The organism is Mucilaginibacter dorajii (assembly GCF_024808255.1).
In the GTDB taxonomy this organism is placed as follows: Bacteria; Bacteroidota; Bacteroidia; order Sphingobacteriales; family Sphingobacteriaceae; genus Mucilaginibacter; species Mucilaginibacter dorajii.
Map to the genome: position 1 here is coordinate 92862 of NZ_JANTYS010000002.1, position 18883 is coordinate 111744.

An 18883-nucleotide genomic window follows, 5' to 3' on the forward strand; every position below is an offset into this window, starting at 1 on the left:
AATTCTTCTTATTTCCAAGTCGGCGCCCCCTTCTCCATCTTTGCGAGCGCATCCTTGTATTCCTGCTGGTCCGGTAAAAGTTTGAGTGCCTCCTTTTCTAAAGCAATCGCTTCCTCAATTCGGCCTAATTTATATAATACATGGGCTTTCGTGTCCAAAGAGTAATGCAGATCCGGGTCTTTGGTCTTTCTTTCAATATCCTTATCGATCCATCGAAGCGCTTTGATCAACTGGCCTTGATCGTTGCTATAGACAAAGGTGTACCAAGCCCAGAGGTTGTAGGAGCCCGCGTTGAACCGGTCGTCATAAGTGGTAGCAATTTCAACAAAGGGGTTCAACGCGTTTTGATCTTTTTCAATAAGTTTGCCGAGATAAAATACCACTGCATTCCCGATTACAAACTCGCCGTCTGTTTGAGGATATTTCTTAAGAATTGCATCTATAGCCGACCAGTCAGGTTTGTCATTAAGAAGGGGTTTAACTTCATCATTGAAAATGATCTCCTGGACTTTATAAGCGGCACGGCGGTTTCCTAATACGGATTCCGCCTTAGCAAGATTATTGATCATCAGACCGAAAGCAGGTGAGTCCTCATGAATGGTATATCTAACTATGAATTGCAAGTTCGTTTCCAAAAAAGGATTCTTCAGTTGCCTGACATATTCATTGCAAAAAAATTCAGTCTTGGAAATATCTTTTTGCTGTCCTGCCATAATGGTTAGGCTTCTGAGCAACACTGAATCGCGTTTACCAGCTTCAAATGCAGCCTGACGCTCTTGGTAACTTTTACTTTCGTCTTTTACCGGCTTGAGTTCAAGTCCCTGTGTCGCGACGGCATAACTAGTAGTTGGAGGATTGAGTTTGGCCTGTATCTTTCGGATGGTTTCGAGCGGCAACTTACTCAATTCTCGATCATAGGTCATCAGCCCGTTCTGCTCCGACTCCACGTCATAAGGCTGGGTGTAGATAGAACCTGACAAACCGTGTTGCTTCAAACGTACCAATATATTGATCATTGATTCGAATTGGCTTTCCATTTGCTTGGGTGTAACCAGCCCGTCATACCCCCAACCCACAACCAGGTCATCCCAGAGGTGCCCCTCAATTGGTACCCCGATGCCTCCGAATTCACCGCAGACCTGCGCCTTTCCAGACTGTTTGATACTCATCATTGGATTAGGATAGCTGTGCACATCGGTCATATCCGCATTTACATAAGCATTGGGACTTGGACTCCGCAATTGTTCGTTAACGTATAAATATTCGCCGGAATGGCCGTTTACTATCCTACTTGGGTCAGTTTCTTTTACCCACTTGGTCAGCCTTTCCTGGTCATATTGCCCCCATTTTTCGTTGAACAACACCCAGGTGGTAATCGAAGGATAGTTATGCAATTGTTCCAACGTCTCTTTACATTGTTGCTCAAATGCTGCCTTTGCACCTTCTGGTAAATTTTGATTGGGATTAACCATGTCCTGCCACACCAGCATACCTATTTTATCAGCATCATAGTACCACCTGGCAGGTTCTACCTTGATGTGTTTGCGGATCGTATTAAAGCCCATGGCTTTAATCGCTTTGATATCAAAGGCCAGTGCTTCATCCGTTGGTGCGGTATACAGCCCTTCTGGCCAAAAGCCCTGGTCTAATACGCCTAAGTTATAATAAGGCTCATTGTTCAGGCTGATACGGTCGATCCCCTTATTATCTTTTTGGATGGAGATCTTTCTCATCCCGAAATAGCTTTTTACTTCGTCTACGATTTTGCCATACTGTTTTAACCTGACCGTCAGATCATACAAAAAAGGATGGTCGGGAGACCACAGCCGCGCGTTGGGCATTTTAAGATACACACTGTTTTCGTCATTATGTTTGCCATGCCATATGGCAACCTGCTTGCCATTGGTTGTTACTATTGCATCGATTTGCTGGTTGGCTTTTGCATCGTTCAAGGTTACGTTTAAACGTAACTCTCCTTTATCAATATCTGGTGTGGTCTTGATTGCTGTGATATAAGTCCGCGGTACGTTTTCCAGCCAGACGGTCTGCCATATCCCTGAACTTGGTGTGTAATAGATACTCCCCGGATTAAGCACTTGTTTGCCGTGCGGGCCAATTCCCCTATCGCTAGGATCGAATACTTTTACAACAATTTCGTTAGTTCCTTTTTTTAACTTGTCGGTAATATCCACGGTAAATGCGGTGTAACCACCAGAATGGCTGCCGGCTTCCTGGCCATTGATGAATATAGTCGCCTGCCAATCTACCGCGCCGAAATGGAGGAGAGTTTTAGCCCAACTACTGCCTGAAGGGGAAGTAAAAGTTCTTTTATACCAAAGGTTCTCGTCCGGCTGAAGCCCCTTCATGACTCCTGACAGGGCAGATTCGATGGGATAAGGCACCAATATATTTTTATCATAAGAGGTGGGCTGCTCCTCTTTTTTGGTGATCGCATAACTCCATAACCCGTTCAGGTTAGTCCAGTTTTTCCGGGTCATATTCGGACGCGGATAGCCTTCATGAGTATGCATCTGGTTCACTTCTTTTGCCCAGCGTGTCTGTAGTACCACCGGCTTCATTTGCCAGCTTTGCTGCGCATATACTACCCCCGTCATTGCTGCTGTCAAAAGCAGCAATAGATTAATTTTTTTCATCATTCTTTTCATTTTGATCTTCTATTTTCTTTTTGTTTGTGCATAGCTCACGCATGGGCATGCTCTACAATAGCATTCCCCGCGCTTGGTTTATATCCTTTTATTTTAGCTTAATTTCTTTTGTTTATTCCCTTTTTCAATCAAGGAATTTGTCCAGATGTATCTAATTCCAAGCCGGAATCAATACCCTTATATTTTGCAGCAATTCCTTGTGTCATCCATTTCGGCGGCAGAGTGCCCTTTAAGTAGTGGTCAAAAAACTGTTGCATCCTAATGGTGAAATCCAATTTATTATTTTCATTATAGATTGAGTGACCTTCTTTATCATATTCCAACATCCACGCTTTCTTATTAGATCTCCTCAATGCCATAAACAATTCCACAGCTTGTGAGAATAGTATTGACCCATCATTTCTATTATGCACGATCAAAAGTGGAGTTGTCATTTTACCAATATGAAAAATGGGGGAGTTTTCAACAAAAATCGCGGGGTATTCCCAAGGCAAAACACCGAGGTTTCGCTGACCTATATCGGCAGAAACTTCATTATTATGTCCTCCCGGTCTAAGACTACCGTACTCACTGATAATATCCGTCGGCCCGGCCATTTCACAAGCTGCCGCAAAAATATTTGTCCCAGTTGCGATTACGTTAGTTTCATACCCCCCAAAGCTTTGTCCCTGAATGCCCATTCGCATTGTATCTATGTAGGTAAAACAACCCAAATATTTTGCAGCAGAGTTTACAACATTAATAATATTTTCAGCGGTTTTACCAGTCTTGTAGTACATATCAGGTTCAAATACTAAATAACCTCGACTTACATACCAAGGAATGTTTATGTTGTCGCCTGATAATTCCGGGTTCCGATAAACATTTAAACCTTCACTACGACGCTCATAATAGTTAAATATAATTGGATATTTTTTTTTTGAATCGAAGTCTTCAGGTTTAAAAAGAATCCCATCAGATTTTAACCCATCAGGTAAAGTCCAAGTAACCAATTCGGCAGTCAACCAATTATATCTGTTTTGTGGATGCAAATCGGATATAGGCGCAAATGATTTAAAGTCATAGGTATAGTATAAGTTAGGAGCGTCGTTGGCGCTCATCCTTCTAACGACAAATACGTTTGCTTCCTTTGCCTTAATCGGGATAAAATTTGTCGGATCGTCAGCCCCTCTCCAAGTAACTAATGACGTTGGAGAAAAATAATAAGCATGAGAATCCATAGTCAGTTTTATAGGATCTTTATGTTGACGTCTTTTAACTTTCCAGAATCCATTTTGTTTATTTTCAGAGTTAAACGCCCAAAGTAGAATTTCGTCCGGCTTGCTTAGACCGGCTTCATAATCACCCAATACCCTAAATCTTATTTTATTTCTATTTCCATAACCATTTGTTACATTAGTAGGTTTGCCTTTCCCATTTGGATCTATTTGCCAAATATCATTTTGATCGTATACTAATAAAGTATGATCTTTTGTTAACCAAACAGGCATATCGTAAGTTGCTCCTTGATTACTTAATTTATCTGCTTCACCCCGTTGATTGATGCCTAATGGTTCTGTAATAGATGATGAAATATTTCGAATATCTCCAGAAGAGATCTCGTAACTGTAATATTGTTGTGACTTACGATTAAACCAAACTACGAAACGCTCATCCGGCGAAATCATAGCATCTTGAAATGAAGGATAACTTGATTCAAAAATTTTGGTTTTCTTACCATCGTTAATATTGACAACATATAACGATTTCAATTCTTTATTCCAATGAAATTCATCATCAGATACTTTTGCGGTTAACAAAACGTAATTTTTTACCATTCTATCAGGGATAAAAAAATAGTTTTCATCTTCCAATTGAATAGTTTTTCCATCGTTAATATTCACAACAGCCAAATAATTTTGATTGTATTGCTCTGACAATTCAAATAATTGTTTTTCTTGCAACACCTTATCCCTATAAGACCAAACATTTATTGTTTTAGAAATTATAAGATTATTTAATGTGCTGAAACTGCTCTTTTTTGACAATTTAACTTGGAAAAACACCTTATTATCGTGTTTATTAAAGGAAATTTGGCCATCACTAATACAGAAGCCGTTTTGGATACCATCTTTACTATTATTTGCTAAATCCTTGGTAATCTCCGTTCCATGGTTAAAATACCTTAGCGATACATTTTCCTGCTCTGAGGATATAAATGCAATGTTATTTCCACTATTATCAAATGCCAAGTTTAACGTGTTAAAACTTTCAGGAATTGCTCGCTCTATGTTTGTCTTAATATCAAGCCAGATCAGTCCATTGATGTTTTTTATGACTATAGCATTTCCTTCCTTATTAATCCATTGACGCTCCACTCCATAAAACGATTTTTCATTTTCAGAATCCAAGTTAATAACGGTAAATTTCTGTTGATCACCATTGAGTTGATAAGCTATAAATTGAGCTTTGCCATAATGTGGTGTCGAAAAGGATTTCACATTCAAAATGTATTGTTTACTTTGTTTTAGTAAATCAAGCACTAATAAGCTATCACCTGGCAGCAACGCAACTAGTCTTCTGCTGTCGGAGGTAAAGCAAAGATTATCTGTCCCATTAAATTCAAATTTAAAACTACCAACTATTGATTTTACAATTATAAAACTCCCTTTTTGTTTGGAACCATACTGAAACGCAACATATTTGCCATCATTAGTAAGTATGCTACTATTGAGATTTATATCTCGCAAGGAAGGCCAATTATCACATGCATCTTTATCAATAACCTTTTTTTGTGCCCATGTTAATGTAACGATAGAAAAGTTAAGCAAAAACACCGTCCAAAGTAATTTCATTTTTTATCTTTATTAGTTTGAATAAATTCCTTAAACTTTTTTAGTACCGCATAGCGCTTCTATGCGGTAATAAAAAAATAAGCCTTTACAATAAAATTTATTTTCTATTGCTGTGGGTATCCAGGATTTTGATGCCCAGTTAAATTTGGGTTCGCTTTGAGATCTGCAACGGGAATAGCATACAAGGCTTTAAATGACGCCCATGTCCCTCCCTTACTGATAGAAACCGTTGGCATAACATTTTCTATCTCACCTGTTCGTTTTAGATCCAACCAGCGATGGCCCCCTTCGGTAAATAATTCAACTTGCCGCTCTTTATATATTAAATTTATTATTGCCGTCTGACTATTTGCATTAATATTTCCCAATCCAGCCCTAGCTCGAATTAAGTTAATATCTTCAGTTGCGGAATTTGCTCCTGTTATTTTACCCTGTTGTGCCCTAGCTTCCGCCCTGATCAAATATTGTTCCCCAAGTCGAAACATCATTGAATACTCTGTTATAGAAACACTATTACCATCAGTTTTATATTTATGAACAAAAGGGTAGGTAGTCCCATTTGCAGATATGGAGTCGGCCCATTGAATTTTTCTGTTATCACCAGATTCAAATGATTTCCATAACTGTGAACTTAAAAATACTGGCCGTCCTTGAGAGGGGTTGGGGCCGTTATCTGAATGAAGAAGGTTAAATAAAAGGCCATCTAGATTATCAAGTGTTTGTCTGTTTTGCAGTGCCCAAATTGCTTCTTGACTGTTACTTAAAAAAACCTGGTCTAAGGATTCCAATTTATACTTACTATTTGCAATAATTGATGATGCTTGGGTCTCTGCTTTATCCCATTGCTTTGTGTATAGATAAACCCTAGCTAATAATGCGGTCGCAACTGATTTATTGGGACGAACCCGTTCCGAGGTAGTAGTGGATGCATCAGCGGAAACATATTCGTCATTTAGCAATTCTTGTGCTTCCAATAAATCGCTGATTATTTTTTGATAAACTATAACATTGTTTGACCGCGGCGCGACGGAATTTATTTTATAATTTGTGCTTTCAAGCAGCGGAACATCACCATAAAGGTTGACCAAGTAAAAGTAGCAGAATGCTCGGATTACTTTGGCTTCGCCAAGGAGTTGCTTTTTAACCTGGTCAGATATACCTTTTGAAGATTGTATGCTTTCTATCGCGTCATTAGCTCTGAATATATATGCATATAGATCAGGCCAGAATTCTGATCCGGTCGGATAAGTCGATACATTTTGATACAAATTTTGTAAGCTCTGATCATTGCTACTTGGATCAAGAGTTAATTCATCCGAAGAGAGGCCTGTTCTTAAAGATATTCCACTTATTCCTTGAACAAAGCTACCCTGCACCATTGATGCATAAATCCCAGTTAAAACACTTGCAGCACCCGAATTTGAATTGTATATTTCTGTTCCAGTAATTGCCTGGATCGGAGGATCGACCTCCACAAACTTTTTGCAACTTGATAAACATAAAATGATGGCAACACAAACTTTGGATAAGATCCTGAATTTGGATATGTTATTTTTTAATGATTTCATTTCGTTTAAATTTTAATTAAAATCCAATCTTTATTCCGGCCATTATAGTTCTTAATGGAGGTAAATTAAACATGCTTTGGGTTTCAGGATCAAAACCTTTATATTTTGTAATAGTAAATAGATTTTGCCCTTGAATAGAAAATTTAAGAGTCTTCAATCGTAACTTTTGCCGCCATTTTTCAGGTATGGAATATGACAAAGCCGCGTTTTTTAAGCGAATAAACGAAGCATCGGTATAAGCTATATCGCTTTGCTTTTCAAAATCTCTATAGATGGACCCTAAACCGGTAGTTGAAAATTTTTGAAAGATGGCGATGTCCCCAGGCTTTTTCCATTCTAATCCAGATATTTCAGCTAACTGGTTATATCGTGAAGCGCCTGGAAAGGCCGAGTTTTGATATAATGGGTTAATGCCCATTTGTTTGGTAAATTGTAAAAACACATCAAAACTCCAGCCTCTATATGAGACCGTATTAGAGAATCCCCCATAAAACTTTGGCGAAGTCGTAATACGAACATACTTGCCAAATTTCGGAAAATCGTTTGTTGATGGATTACTTACGATGTTGCCGTTGGCATCCTTGAATTGATACAAACCAGTTGTTGGATTAACGCCTGCAGATTTGTATACGTCTACGTAGCCGTAGAATGGCTGCCCAATTACGCTTTGTGCATAAGCAGAATTCGATAAATTTGGATAGCTTATTAATTTGTTCCGGTTGATGGTAAAATTAAAATTAGTCACCCATTGCCATTCATTAGTTTTAATATTAACTGTACTTAACGTAACCTCGATACCTGTATTTTGAATTAATGCTGGCAAGTTAGTCACGAGATTTCCATAACCGGCCATTGATGGAAAAGGGTAATTTATGAGTTGGTTATCTGATCGATTCCGGAAATAGCTGGCTGAAAAAAGAATGCGATCTTTTAAAAAACCGGACTCAAAACCAAGTTCCATTTTACGTGTAGTTTCCCAATGATAGTAAGGGTTATAAAGCCCGTTACTCATATAACCAGTTGCGCCTTGATAAGGAGTAGTCCCTGTACTTATATATTGTTGCAAATACTTGTAGTCACCAATTCCATCATTTCCAGAGGTGCCATAACTGAAGCGCAATTTACCGAAACTTAAAAAAGGTATTTTATTTTTAAAGAAGTTCTCCTCAGAAAATATCCATGCTGCTGCTGCCGATCCAAAATTTCCGAATTGATTACCAGGGCCAAAACGACTGCTGCCATCCCGTCTGGCGTTCAAACTAATTAGATATTTACTTTCATAATTGTAAGTTACTCGTGCAAACAAAGCATTGTATTTATATTGCGATGAAGTATTCCTATGTACTAATATGTTAGACGCTGCGTCCTGGCTCATCAATAGCGCATCACTTGAAAACCCCTGTAAACTAAGAGCTTGGCTTTCTACAGCGTTACTTTGAATAGCTGCTCCGAATAAAACATTTATTGTCCCCTTTGAAAGTGCCGCATTATAGCTCATTTGGGGTTCAACGCTATAATTTTTTACCAAACTAGATTGAAACGATGATGTTCGTGCCAAATCCCCCATTGCCAAAGCAAAGTCCGGAGGATAACTGCTCGATGGCTGACCTTGATAGGAACTTCCTCGCAACTCATTGTATCCCGCATTGGTTTTAATTAAAAAATGTCCGAATTTATAGCTCAAGCTTACGTTGGAGGTTAAGGTATTATTTTTAACTACATACTGTTGAGATAATAATGCAGAATATGGCAAATTCAACCAAGTTGTTGCAGCACCAGTGGCAGGATATAAAGCCCAGTTCACGCTGCCATCGCTATTGTACGCAGGTGGTGCATTTGGTTCAGTAATAATCCCTAAATTTGTAAAATCAATAGCTGGCAAAGTCGAGTTCTCGACTATATAGCTGCCAGTTAGCATAGCAGAAAAATTTTTATCTTGAGAATTTCCAGTGATGCTAAAGTGAGTTCCTCCCTTATTTTGATTATTACTACCAGGAAAAACAGTAGACTCAGAATGATAATTTCCGCCAACCAAATACTGTATATTTTCGGTTCCACCTAAAACAGAGGCTTGCATATCGGTATTGTTACCTGTTCCTCCTATCAAAACTTTTTCCCAGTTAGTATACCTATTCTGATCCCACAACATTAAATCAGGATAAACTCCCGAATAAGCTGGATCGCTAAGCCGTGAAATACGACCATCGTTAGTAAGTGCCTCCCTCCGCATTGAGAGGTATTGTTGAGTATTCATCATCTTAATCATATGTCCGACCTGAGAAATACCGTGTTGAACATTTACATCTACCTGTGTTGTACCGGGCTTCCCGGTTTTAGTAGTAATTAGTATTACTCCATTTGCTCCTCTAGAACCATATATAGCTGTTGCATCGGCATCTTTTAAAATACTGATTGATTCGATGTCGTTAGGATTAATAAAACTTAGGGGTGAAACACCATCACCTAATGCGCCTACAGCATTCGAGATTCCGCCACCAGTAAGAGCTGGCGCTAAACTTGTATATGGCACTCCGTCAACTAAATAAAGAGGATCACTTTTTTGATTTAAACTATTTTGGCCCCTTATCTGAACAGTCACTGGAGCACCGGGAAGTCCACTACTGGGTGTTACAATTACCCCTGCGACGCGCCCCTGCAATGCATATAATGGGTTATTAACCGGTTGCTTTTCAATATCAGCCGATCTTACTGATGCAACATTTCCTGTTGATAATCTTTCTGTAGTCTGACCATATGCAATGACCTTTACTTCGTCCAGTTTTGAATTACTGAGTTCTAGAGTAATTGTTCCGAGATCAGCACTCGCATTAACCTCTTTAGTCAAATAACCTATGTAAGAAATAACTATAATGGCATTTTCATTCACCTTTTTTAAAATGAAGTTACCGTCTTTATCGGTTATGGTAACTTGGCTTTCATCCTTCAACTTCATAGTTACTCCTTGAAGCGGTAAACCTTTCTCATCCACCACACGGCCATGCACATCAATAACAGCAAAAGCAGCTTTAACATTGTCGAGAAAGGTGGCTTCTTTCTTTCTGATAGTTATGCGATTATCACTAATCTCATAGGTAAAGGGTAAATCCTTTAATACTGACTTTAAAGCATCTTCTACAGATACGTCCGTAACCGAAATACTTACACGTTGATTGGGTTTAATCGCTTTTCCATCATAGAAAAAGTCATAGCCACTTTGTTTCCTTATTTCCTTAAAAACAGATTCCAGTGGCGTATTGCGCTGATTTAGAGTAATGCGCTGGGCAAAAGTCGCGGCGCTAACCTGCATTAGGGATGCTATTAATATTACGGTGGTTAATCGCATAATCAGCCATATTTTGTGGTATAGCCTCTCAGGTACACCAAGTTTCCTCGTATAAAATTTATACATTTGTTTAGTTTGGTTTATGCAGGCTGCCTCTTGCTTCGAAACTTGGGCATACTGCTGGTAAACAGTTGATTTCAAATTAATTGTCCAAACGGCGACCAGGGGTGTTAGTAGCACTTCTGGTTTTTTCGCTTTAGGTCTGTTTTGCTATTGTGCTCAAGAGGCCTCTGGCGTTCGTTTTTAAGCCGCGGCTTTATCGTCGTAAATGTCTTATCATCTTCTCAATGGTTTAATGGTGATTGAATCTGTGAATAATCTGTTCATAGGAGATGATTTCTTTATAAAACTATTTTGAGACATAGATCTTTTTACCTTCTACTTTAAAATGCACCAATCGGGAAGATTCGATGAATTTCAAAACCGCTGATAATTTTTGTTTCCTTGAAATCCACCCACCGGTTTCCATATCATCAGGAACTGACTTATCATATATGATTTCCACATCATACCAACGGGCAACCTTTCTCATAGCGACTTTAAAATCCACATGATTTAAGTTAAAGTCGCCGTTTTTCCAGTCTGTTATATTGTCTACATCAACTGTAGCGACCTTAATACCAGCACCATTATTGATGGCTTGTTCTCCTGGCTTTATGACTTGCTTATTTGTACCGGATGTGACTTTTACTGAACCTTCCAAAAGTGTTGTTGCTACAGCAGGCTCGTCTTTATAAGAATTGATATTGAAATGTGTACCCAATACCTCTACATCCTGCTTATCCGTATGTACAATAAAAGGATGTGCCTTATCTTTTGCAATCTCAAAATAAGCTTCACCAGTCAGACTGACCATACGTTTACCGTTGTCATTAAGCGCCGTGTTATACGTAAGGCTTGATGCGGAATTTAACCACACGTCAGAACCATCCGGTAAGTGGACTTTATAAGTTTCTCCATTGTCCGTAGAAAGTGTATTCATCTTACTGCCTTGGGACGCATCCTGAACATTGTAAACTAATTGCCCGTTTGCCGTTTTACTAATGGTGACACCCGCTTCTTTGACAAGTTTGCCATTGACTGCTTGAGTCAATATGATTTTTTTACCGCTGGCCAAAATCAGCGTTGCGCCCTGGTGGCCTGGGGCAACATCATTAGCGACCAATTGACTATTATCTTTCGATGGTTTATTTTGAGTATAATATAACAGGCCACCACCAGCCAATATTAAAATGGCTGCCGCTGCTGCCCAGCGTCTAAAGAAAGGATAATTTGACTTTTCAGAGGATGGTTGCTGAATTCTTATAGCAGCCTCAATATTTCCGTAAACCCGATTAATTCGTTCAATATCCTGTGGCTCCGGAAGTGCGTTATCTTTGAGTTCAGCCTGCATAAGCGCTGTGATTTCAGCATCTAAGCTGTTATCCTTAGTCAACTCAAAATAAGCCGCTAACTCTTCCTTACTGGCGGTGCCGTCGGCAAGCTTCTTAAAAAGGTAGGCAATATCTGATTCGTCCTCCGCCATAGCTTATCTAATAATTGTGTTATATGTGAATACTCTCACCATTTATCTCTAAGACGTAAGTACTCAAACGCAACTACTATTCGCGATATCGATTTTTTAACAAAAAAATAATGGGAATTTAATCTCGACCTATTTTCGGGTAAGAAAATAGAAAACAGCATAGGAAAACAGGTCTGCTCTTTTCTCCATAAATGTGCGTATGTGCTTCATGGCAGATACCATCTGGTTGGCAACTGTACTTTTTGAAATATCCAGTCGCTCAGCAATCTGATCATGGCTTAAACCTTCCACACGGCTTAACTGGTAAATCAGCTTGCGTTGCTGCGGAAGTAAATTAATGGCCTCTTCCAACACAGCAGCGCTATCGTTGTAAAGCACTTTTTCTTCTGTCTCGTTACTTAACTCCGTTGATAGATAAGTTACCTTTTCCAATAGCCGCTTATTACTGGCAATCTTTCGCTGGTAATCCAGCGTCTTATTGCTCGCCATTTGAAAGATATAAGAAGATTTATTGCTGACATCTACCAACTGCTCACGCTTTGACCAAAGTAAAATAAATACATCCTGTATGATCTCTTCCGTAAGTTCGGGTAGACGAACCATCCGGTCAACAAAAGGGAACAGCCGTGAACTGTAATACCGGTAAATGGTTTCGAAAGCACGTTCATCGCCCTCGGACAGTTGCTTAAACAACTGCTCTTCGTTCAATAAATATTGGCTCGCTTTCGACATGATTTACTTGTTCCCTTGCTTTAAATTTACGCAAAATTTACGGCAATGTTACTTATAAAATCTTTAAAAAGTGACAGATTAACCTATGATTGAAATGTTTACATAGAAATTGTTTGCTCAGAAGAAATCTTGTTTTTTTTATTAATTCGCCTTCCTGACGCTGGCAAGTTGTCCCCGGCAGTTTTCTTTTTTACTGGCTTTTTCTTCTCCTGGACAGGCTCGATCTCCGGCTTTAACTTTTCCAGTTCCGACTTTACCAAATTCGCCACTTCCTTTTTGATCCGCTCATAACAAACCATTACGTCATCATGGGCCACATTTTCAATAACCGGAATGTCCTTATAATTTTCTTCCTCCTGTTTTATGGCAGCATGGTCATTTTGAATTTCGTTGTGAAACATTTTTAGCACGATCTTTTGTTCCGGGTTATCGGCAACAAAACCAACAAATTCACCGGATGAAAGGGCGGCAATCTTTGATGCCGGTATCGCATAATCCATTTGGGTTGATTTCGAGAAAGAAGTATCTGAACTGCTGATGTTCCGGCTTTCTTTTTCCTGCATGATCTTGCCAAAATTCTCACTCAACTTTTTTGCTGTATCGCCGGTAACCTGGCCACTGATCAGGTTTCCTACTATGCCCGTAATCACATCAGCCTGTTCAGCGCCGTAGTCCTTCTTTAACTGGCTAAAATCCTGTACAGCTAATGTAGTGGCTACCTTATTGCTGCGGGCAGTCGCGATCAGGCTGTCCATATTGTTGAAATAAATAGTTGGGAATTCGTCAAACACCAGGCTGCTTTTCTGCTGACCTTTACGGTTGACCAACTTAATCATGCGCGAGATATAAAGTGATAACACTGCACCATAAGTTTGCAGCTTTTGAGGGTTATTACCCACGCAGATAATCTTCGGTTCATCAGGATTGTTAACGTCCAGCGTAAAGTCATGCCCGCTCAATACGTAGTACAGGGATGGAGAGGATAAACGTGCCAGCCCGATTTTCGCACTGGCAACCTGCCCCTCCAATTGTGCATTAGCATTGTTCTGATGTGCAGAGATAAAAGGATTGATCAATACCTGTATTTCCGGTTGCTGTTTAAGGATGGCAAATAAGGGGTCATAGTCCACCTGCAACAATTCAATCACGTGCGGCAATGTACAATACTTGCCATCCTTGTATTTACGCAGGTACCAGATGATAGCAGTCAGGAAATTGATAGGGCTTTCTACAAAGAAATCGCCCTGCTTTTTGATCCACTCACGGTTTAAACCCATCATAATGGTGCGGCTGGCTTCTGTTGCATCGGTCAGGTCGTCCATACTTTGTGGGTCGAGCGGATTACAACGGTGGGTACGGGTTAAGTCATCAAAGTTAATCAGGTAAAACGCTGGCTGAATTTTATAATTATGTCGGTATTGCAGCAGTTTGTTATAAGCGATCTTAGATAAGTCATCAAACTTAAAATCGTAAAGGAACATCGTAAATCCCTTTTTTAGGTGCTGTTCGATTATATGCCGGATAACGAAATAGGACTTACCTGCTCCAGGGGTACCCGACACCAGCAGCCCCCTGAACGGGTTAATCACATTTATCCAACTATCCCTAACCTTATCTTTTAACTTATACTTTGCCGGCAGGTTGACAGAATACTCGTTTTCTAATAACCGTTCCTCCTGTGGAAACGTTTCGTTCTCTGAATTGAAAACATCCTTAGTTAACCTGATTTTAATTAACCTCGACAGCCAGGTTCCGCCTGTTAAAATAAGCAGGTAGCCGCTAAGCGATAGGCCGATATACAAGACCGCTGTAAAGGCTATGCCACTATGCACGTAGAAGACAAGCGGGCTAAGGAAGTAGACCAGTAAGCCGCAGGACAGGTAGGCAACAATGCTGTTCCTTTGGATTTTCTCGTCCTTTTTGCCTTTCACCCCAAGCAGGGAAATCACTAACAGTAGTAAGGCAGCCAGTTTAGGTTTAAGAATGCCATTGAATAATCCCGTTCGTGCAAGGTTGCCAATTAAACGGTTTGTCAGCTCCGCTGTCCAGCCCCATTGCAGAAATGCCTTATAGCAGATCATGTAAAAATGTATACTCAATATCGCCAGACTAATCAACCTGGTCAGATCAATGATTTTTCGTAAGCCTTGTGTATCTTCTCCTGTATTCATAATGTAGATTTATAAGGTTAATTCCTGGTCTTGTTGCTGACTTCGTTTTTTGCGTTTCTTTTTCCGTGGCACCCCTGCGCCATAATCCGGCTGTGTTTTCGCCAGCGCCATCGCCAGGAAATTGGTCTGCTTTGGTGTTTCTAAGTAAGTAGCGGGTGTATTTTCCTGGCCTTTGCTTATGCGCTGTGCCGGGCGCGATATAAACTGCTCTTCCGATCTTGCGAAACGGTTTGTTTTTCCGAACCGTTCAGTGATTCCTTTAGCGCTGTAGGCCTTACCCAAATCACTGCCGTTGAAAACATTCTTATTTTTATGGTCAATATAGGTGATACCGAAAAGTTCGCCCTTGTCGTTCTTTCGGAAATTTACAGTAATGCTAACCTGCTTAGCTTCCGCTTCAAATTTGGAGGCGGTTATCGACCTGTAATTATCAAACAGGCCGTCTATTCTTTTAGCCAGTTCTTCTTTATACAATTTCCGGATGCCTTTATTGAGTTCAAATTTTACTTCCAGATTCCTGAAAGTAGGTTTGGTATAGAATGCGCTGGCTTTGATTGGTACGCCAACAGGGTTGCCCTTATCATCCAATAATGAATACATCAGGCCTTTCTTCTGAAACATCGCGGTATGTTCTTCGCCACGAAGTGCAACCACATTAAAACACTTTAAGGCTGCATTCAATTCCGCAAGGGAGGTAAACCTATAGTCCCTTATTACAGCAGTTATCACGTTGCTCATAGCACGTTTAGTCGGCAGATGACCATACTTAGCCTTTTTGATATCGACAGGCTTTATAGCGGCTTCCATATTAAATGTTTTGCTCTCCGCTTTTACTAGCTTAAAATCTTCTTCAATCTGTTTTCTTGCTGGTTCTGATAACTTACGGCCAATATCATGCAGGTCGATGCGTTCACTGGCGGCAGTGATGTTCGTGGTCACAATGTGCAGGTGCTGATGTGCGGCATCATGGTGGCGGTAAACCAAAAATGGTTGGTCACCAAACCCGATCTTTTCCATATAAGCCGCCGCAATCTGCTGTAGTTTCGCATTGCTTAAATCTTCGCTGGAATGAAAATTCAGGGAGATGTGCAGCGCATTGGTTTTTACATTAGGCTTCAGTTGTGTGAGGTGGGTAAAGCGGTGCAGTTTCTGTCCCACACTCATGCTTTCAATATCCCCGGCAAAACCACTGGCCATGATCAGATTGGCTTCTTTTTCGCCAACCTTGTTTTCATTATAATAGAGCATGGCCCTTATGCTCTTACCCGTGCTTATTCTTGCAACCATTTTTCAGCCAGTTTGGAAATGATCTTTAGCAAGATTTCTACCCGTTCATCAACTTTCTTGTACTGGTCAGCTACCTTCAAAGCGTAGAAACCCCTGTGCGTTTCCACTTTATCAGCGTTGAAATGCCTGGTGATCTGGTTAATGTTAATGCCGATGGCTTTGAGTTCTTTCCGGATCAGCGCCAGTTCTTCCATTACCGGGTTCATAGTAGCGTCGTAGGTAAACAGCTTGATCTTTTGGTTTTGTAATATCTTTCGGCACACGTCTGCGATGGACAGTACGCCGCTTTCTTTGCGCAGCTTTTCCAGTTTGTTGAACAAACTTTCAGTTACCCGGATGATGATATTGTGGCTGAGTAACTCTTCGGGATTACCCATTTTTCTTCTAGGCATAAACATCACTTATATAAAGTTCAGGCAGCACGAGTTCCGAGTGATGCCCCGGACGGTAGGACGGCAAAGATTTTTTGCGCATGCAAAAATACATCTTTGCCTAGACCACGCGGGCTACAAAAAAGCTCCTCCCGAAGTGCTGTAAACTTTGGTTAATGGTTAAATGATTGACTGAATGGATGGGCCATCAGCGGCTGACCTGATCCGCTTGACCGGCGTATTCAAGTGAAACCGCCGACCGTAACCGCTGCTTGATTCCCCGTCTCGGGGATTGGCCTACCTTTTTCAGTTTGAGGTAGGGGCTGCCGTGGTATTTACGGCCTTTTACATTCGGATCTTTATGATCTTTCATTGGCTTATTATTTAATGAATGGCCAAAGGTGCCATGTCCTAAAATCTGCCCATCAGTAGTACTGATAAATAAAAAATCTTAAAAATATATCCATCAGTAGTACTGATGAAGGCTGGCGAAGTTGAGCGATGTTTGACGGCATAAAATTCATATATGCAACCTTATTTAAGAGAAGAAAAGCGCACCGTAACACCGAAAAAAGCCATGCAAATACTAGCTGAACATGGTACGCATATCAGCCTCGAAACCGCTGAACTGATGTTGGATTTCCTGTATAAATTGAGTAACTTGTCTGTATCGGAAGCCATTTTGAGCGTTTCAAGGCAGAAAAATGGCATTTCGCCCAAAAACAGAAAATCATGAATTAAAAGAAAAAATTATGAAGATTGCAGATTTATATGTCCGCGTCAGCACGGACGAACAGAAAAAGGGTTACTCGCCCCGAAGCCAGGAACACGTACTCCGGCAGTATTGCGAAATACGCAACATTACCGTCCGAAATGTGATTCATGAAGATCATTCCGCAAAAACCTTTAATCGTCCCGAGTGGAAAAAACTGCTCATTAACCTAAAGAAACACAAGGGTAAAACAGACCTGCTTTTATTTACGAAATGGGATAGGTTCAGCAGAAACACTTCCGATGCTTATCAAATGATAACGACACTAAAAAAACTGGGTGTTGAGCCGCAGGCAATCGAACAGCCTTTAGACACCAGTGTTCCGGAAAACAAAATGATGCTGGCCATTTATCTGACAACACCGGAAATCGAAAATGACCGCAGGGGATTAAATACCTTTTTTGGAATTCGCCAGGCCAAAAAAGAAGGTCGCTGGATGGGCAAAGCGCCGCTGGGTTATGCGAATAAAGCACGCGAAGATGGCAGGAGGTATATTGCTGTAAAAGAGCCGGAAGCATCTGTAATGAAATGGGTATTCGAGCAATTAAGCGAGGGCATCTTTTCAGGCGAACACATACTTAATGCCATTCGGGAAAAGGGCATCAAGTGCAGTAAAAACAACTTTTACACCTGTGTCAGAAACCCGGCTTACTGCGGTAAAATAAGATTAGCAGAATATAAAGACGAACCCGCAAGGCTGGTACAGGCTTTACACGAACCTTTGATATCCGAAGGGCTATTCTATAAGGTGCAGGATGTGCTTGATGGCAGGAAGAAAGTTTATGGTTTAGCGATTGCTACTCCTAAAGACTTACCGCTTCGAAACTTTTTAAAATGCCCTAAATGCCCGAGAATGTTAACCGGCAGCGCTTCCAAAGGCAGGTCAACTTACCGGGTTTATTACCATTGCCGTTCATCCTGTGGTGTGCGTTATAGAGCTGAAGAGGTAAATAAAGCGTTCATGGAAGAATTAATGATGTTTTTGCCGCGTAAAGGTTATTCAGAGTTATTTGTAGAAACCGTAACAGACTGCTATAACAATCAAACCCGTTCCATTAAAGAAGAACGCAAGGAATTGATCCAGCAGATCAACGAGCATAACAACCGCATTGATAAAGCCAGGGAATTGATGTTATCGGATGAGATTGATGCAGGGGAGTTCCGTAAAATAAAGGATGATGCCAGCGAGCAGGTCTTGCGACTGGAAGCGAAGCTGAACACGGTTATGGAACAAAGTTCGAACCTTTTAAACATCAAACCGATAGCAGAAAAAGCGATTTTGAACCTGGAAATGCTGGATAGGTGGTTTGATGATTCGACAATTGGGGGTCAAAGATACTTAGTAGGGATGCTTTTTCCTGAAAAACTGACCTATTCTGAGGGGGGATGTCGAACCACTAAAATGAACGAGGCTGCGTCTGTAATATATATGAAAAACAAGGAGTTACAGGCAAAAAAAATGGGGCAAAAATCTGTTTTAAAGACCTTGCCCCATAAAGGGTAAATGATGGGGCTCGAACCCACGACCCTCGGTACCACAAACCGATGCTCTAACCAACTGAGCTACATCTACCGTTTGGAGAGTGCAAAAGTAGAAAACTCCCGAGTATTTGC

At 40.5% G+C, this 18883-nt stretch carries 12 protein-coding genes and 1 tRNA gene; 2 read left to right on the forward strand and 11 right to left on the reverse strand.

Annotated elements, in window-relative coordinates; genetic code table 11:
• Window positions 1-8 precede the first annotated feature (8 nt).
• The 10 genes from FHS10_RS02445 to FHS10_RS02490 all read right to left on the reverse strand — a co-directional run bounded on the left by FHS10_RS02445 (window position 9) and on the right by FHS10_RS02490 (window position 16870).
• Complete coding sequence (locus FHS10_RS02445; protein ID WP_259087323.1) at window positions 9-2657, reverse strand: sugar-binding domain-containing protein; 2649 nt, start codon at window positions 2655-2657, stop codon at window positions 9-11.
• Window positions 2658-2794: 137 nt separating this feature from the next.
• On the reverse strand, window positions 2795-5500 hold the full coding sequence (locus FHS10_RS02450) for an alpha/beta hydrolase family protein (RefSeq protein ID WP_259087324.1): 2706 nt from the start codon (window positions 5498-5500) through the stop codon (window positions 2795-2797).
• Between the two features lie 104 nt (window positions 5501-5604).
• Entirely contained in the window at window positions 5605-7068 is a 1464-nt protein-coding gene (locus tag FHS10_RS02455) for a RagB/SusD family nutrient uptake outer membrane protein (protein WP_259087325.1), read from the reverse strand.
• A 16-nt stretch (window positions 7069-7084) separates the two neighbouring features.
• Window positions 7085-10375 (reverse strand): SusC/RagA family TonB-linked outer membrane protein, encoded by a 3291-nt coding sequence (locus tag FHS10_RS02460; RefSeq protein WP_259087326.1) that lies wholly within the window; start codon window positions 10373-10375, stop codon window positions 7085-7087.
• Window positions 10376-10760: 385 nt separating this feature from the next.
• Complete coding sequence (locus FHS10_RS02465) at window positions 10761-11936, reverse strand: FecR family protein (protein ID WP_259087328.1); 1176 nt, start codon at window positions 11934-11936, stop codon at window positions 10761-10763.
• Window positions 11937-12065: 129 nt separating this feature from the next.
• Window positions 12066-12668, reverse strand: coding sequence for an RNA polymerase sigma factor (locus tag FHS10_RS02470; RefSeq protein WP_259087329.1), 603 nt, complete (start codon window positions 12666-12668; stop codon window positions 12066-12068).
• A 98-nt stretch (window positions 12669-12766) separates the two neighbouring features.
• Window positions 12767-14839, reverse strand: a complete 2073-nt coding sequence (gene mobC / locus FHS10_RS02475) for a conjugal transfer protein MobC (protein ID WP_259087334.1) — start codon at window positions 14837-14839, stop codon at window positions 12767-12769.
• Between the two features lie 9 nt (window positions 14840-14848).
• A complete protein-coding gene (locus FHS10_RS02480) occupies window positions 14849-16126 on the reverse strand; it encodes a relaxase/mobilization nuclease domain-containing protein (protein WP_259087335.1) in 1278 nt (425 codons plus the stop codon).
• A complete protein-coding gene (locus tag FHS10_RS02485; protein WP_259087341.1) occupies window positions 16111-16518 on the reverse strand; it encodes a plasmid mobilization protein in 408 nt (135 codons plus the stop codon). The genes FHS10_RS02480 and FHS10_RS02485 overlap by 16 nt, the downstream gene beginning before the upstream one ends.
• Window positions 16519-16705: 187 nt before the next feature.
• Entirely contained in the window at window positions 16706-16870 is a 165-nt protein-coding gene (locus FHS10_RS02490; RefSeq protein WP_259087342.1) for a hypothetical protein, read from the reverse strand.
• A 204-nt stretch (window positions 16871-17074) separates the two neighbouring features.
• On the opposite strand from FHS10_RS02490, the gene FHS10_RS02495 reads away from it, so the two are divergent.
• A complete protein-coding gene (locus tag FHS10_RS02495; RefSeq protein WP_259087343.1) occupies window positions 17075-17233 on the forward strand; it encodes a hypothetical protein in 159 nt (52 codons plus the stop codon).
• Between the two features lie 16 nt (window positions 17234-17249).
• Complete coding sequence (locus FHS10_RS02500; RefSeq protein ID WP_259087345.1) at window positions 17250-18773, forward strand: recombinase family protein; 1524 nt, start codon at window positions 17250-17252, stop codon at window positions 18771-18773.
• On the opposite strand, the gene FHS10_RS02505 is transcribed toward FHS10_RS02500, so the two are convergent.
• Window positions 18769-18842: transfer RNA gene (locus tag FHS10_RS02505), tRNA-His, on the reverse strand. The two genes, FHS10_RS02500 and FHS10_RS02505, sit on opposite strands and share 5 nt — an antisense overlap.
• Between the last annotated feature and the right edge of the window lie 41 nt (window positions 18843-18883).

Coding starts and splice junctions, on each gene's coding strand:
- FHS10_RS02495 (WP_259087343.1), top strand. CDS start 17,075: ATGCAAATACTAGCTGAACATGGTACGCATATCAGCCTCGAAACCGCT.
- FHS10_RS02470 (WP_259087329.1), bottom strand. CDS start 12,668: ATGTCGAAAGCGAGCCAATATTTATTGAACGAAGAGCAGTTGTTTAAG.
- FHS10_RS02445 (WP_259087323.1), bottom strand. CDS start 2,657: ATGATGAAAAAAATTAATCTATTGCTGCTTTTGACAGCAGCAATGACG.
- FHS10_RS02480 (WP_259087335.1), bottom strand. CDS start 16,126: ATGGTTGCAAGAATAAGCACGGGTAAGAGCATAAGGGCCATGCTCTAT.
- FHS10_RS02485 (WP_259087341.1), bottom strand. CDS start 16,518: ATGCCTAGAAGAAAAATGGGTAATCCCGAAGAGTTACTCAGCCACAAT.
- FHS10_RS02465 (WP_259087328.1), bottom strand. CDS start 11,936: ATGGCGGAGGACGAATCAGATATTGCCTACCTTTTTAAGAAGCTTGCC.
- FHS10_RS02455 (WP_259087325.1), bottom strand. CDS start 7,068: ATGAAATCATTAAAAAATAACATATCCAAATTCAGGATCTTATCCAAA.
- FHS10_RS02500 (WP_259087345.1), top strand. CDS start 17,250: ATGAAGATTGCAGATTTATATGTCCGCGTCAGCACGGACGAACAGAAA.
- FHS10_RS02450 (WP_259087324.1), bottom strand. CDS start 5,500: ATGAAATTACTTTGGACGGTGTTTTTGCTTAACTTTTCTATCGTTACA.
- FHS10_RS02460 (WP_259087326.1), bottom strand. CDS start 10,375: ATGCAGGTTAGCGCCGCGACTTTTGCCCAGCGCATTACTCTAAATCAG.
- FHS10_RS02490 (WP_259087342.1), bottom strand. CDS start 16,870: ATGAAAGATCATAAAGATCCGAATGTAAAAGGCCGTAAATACCACGGC.
- mobC (WP_259087334.1), bottom strand. CDS start 14,839: ATGAATACAGGAGAAGATACACAAGGCTTACGAAAAATCATTGATCTG.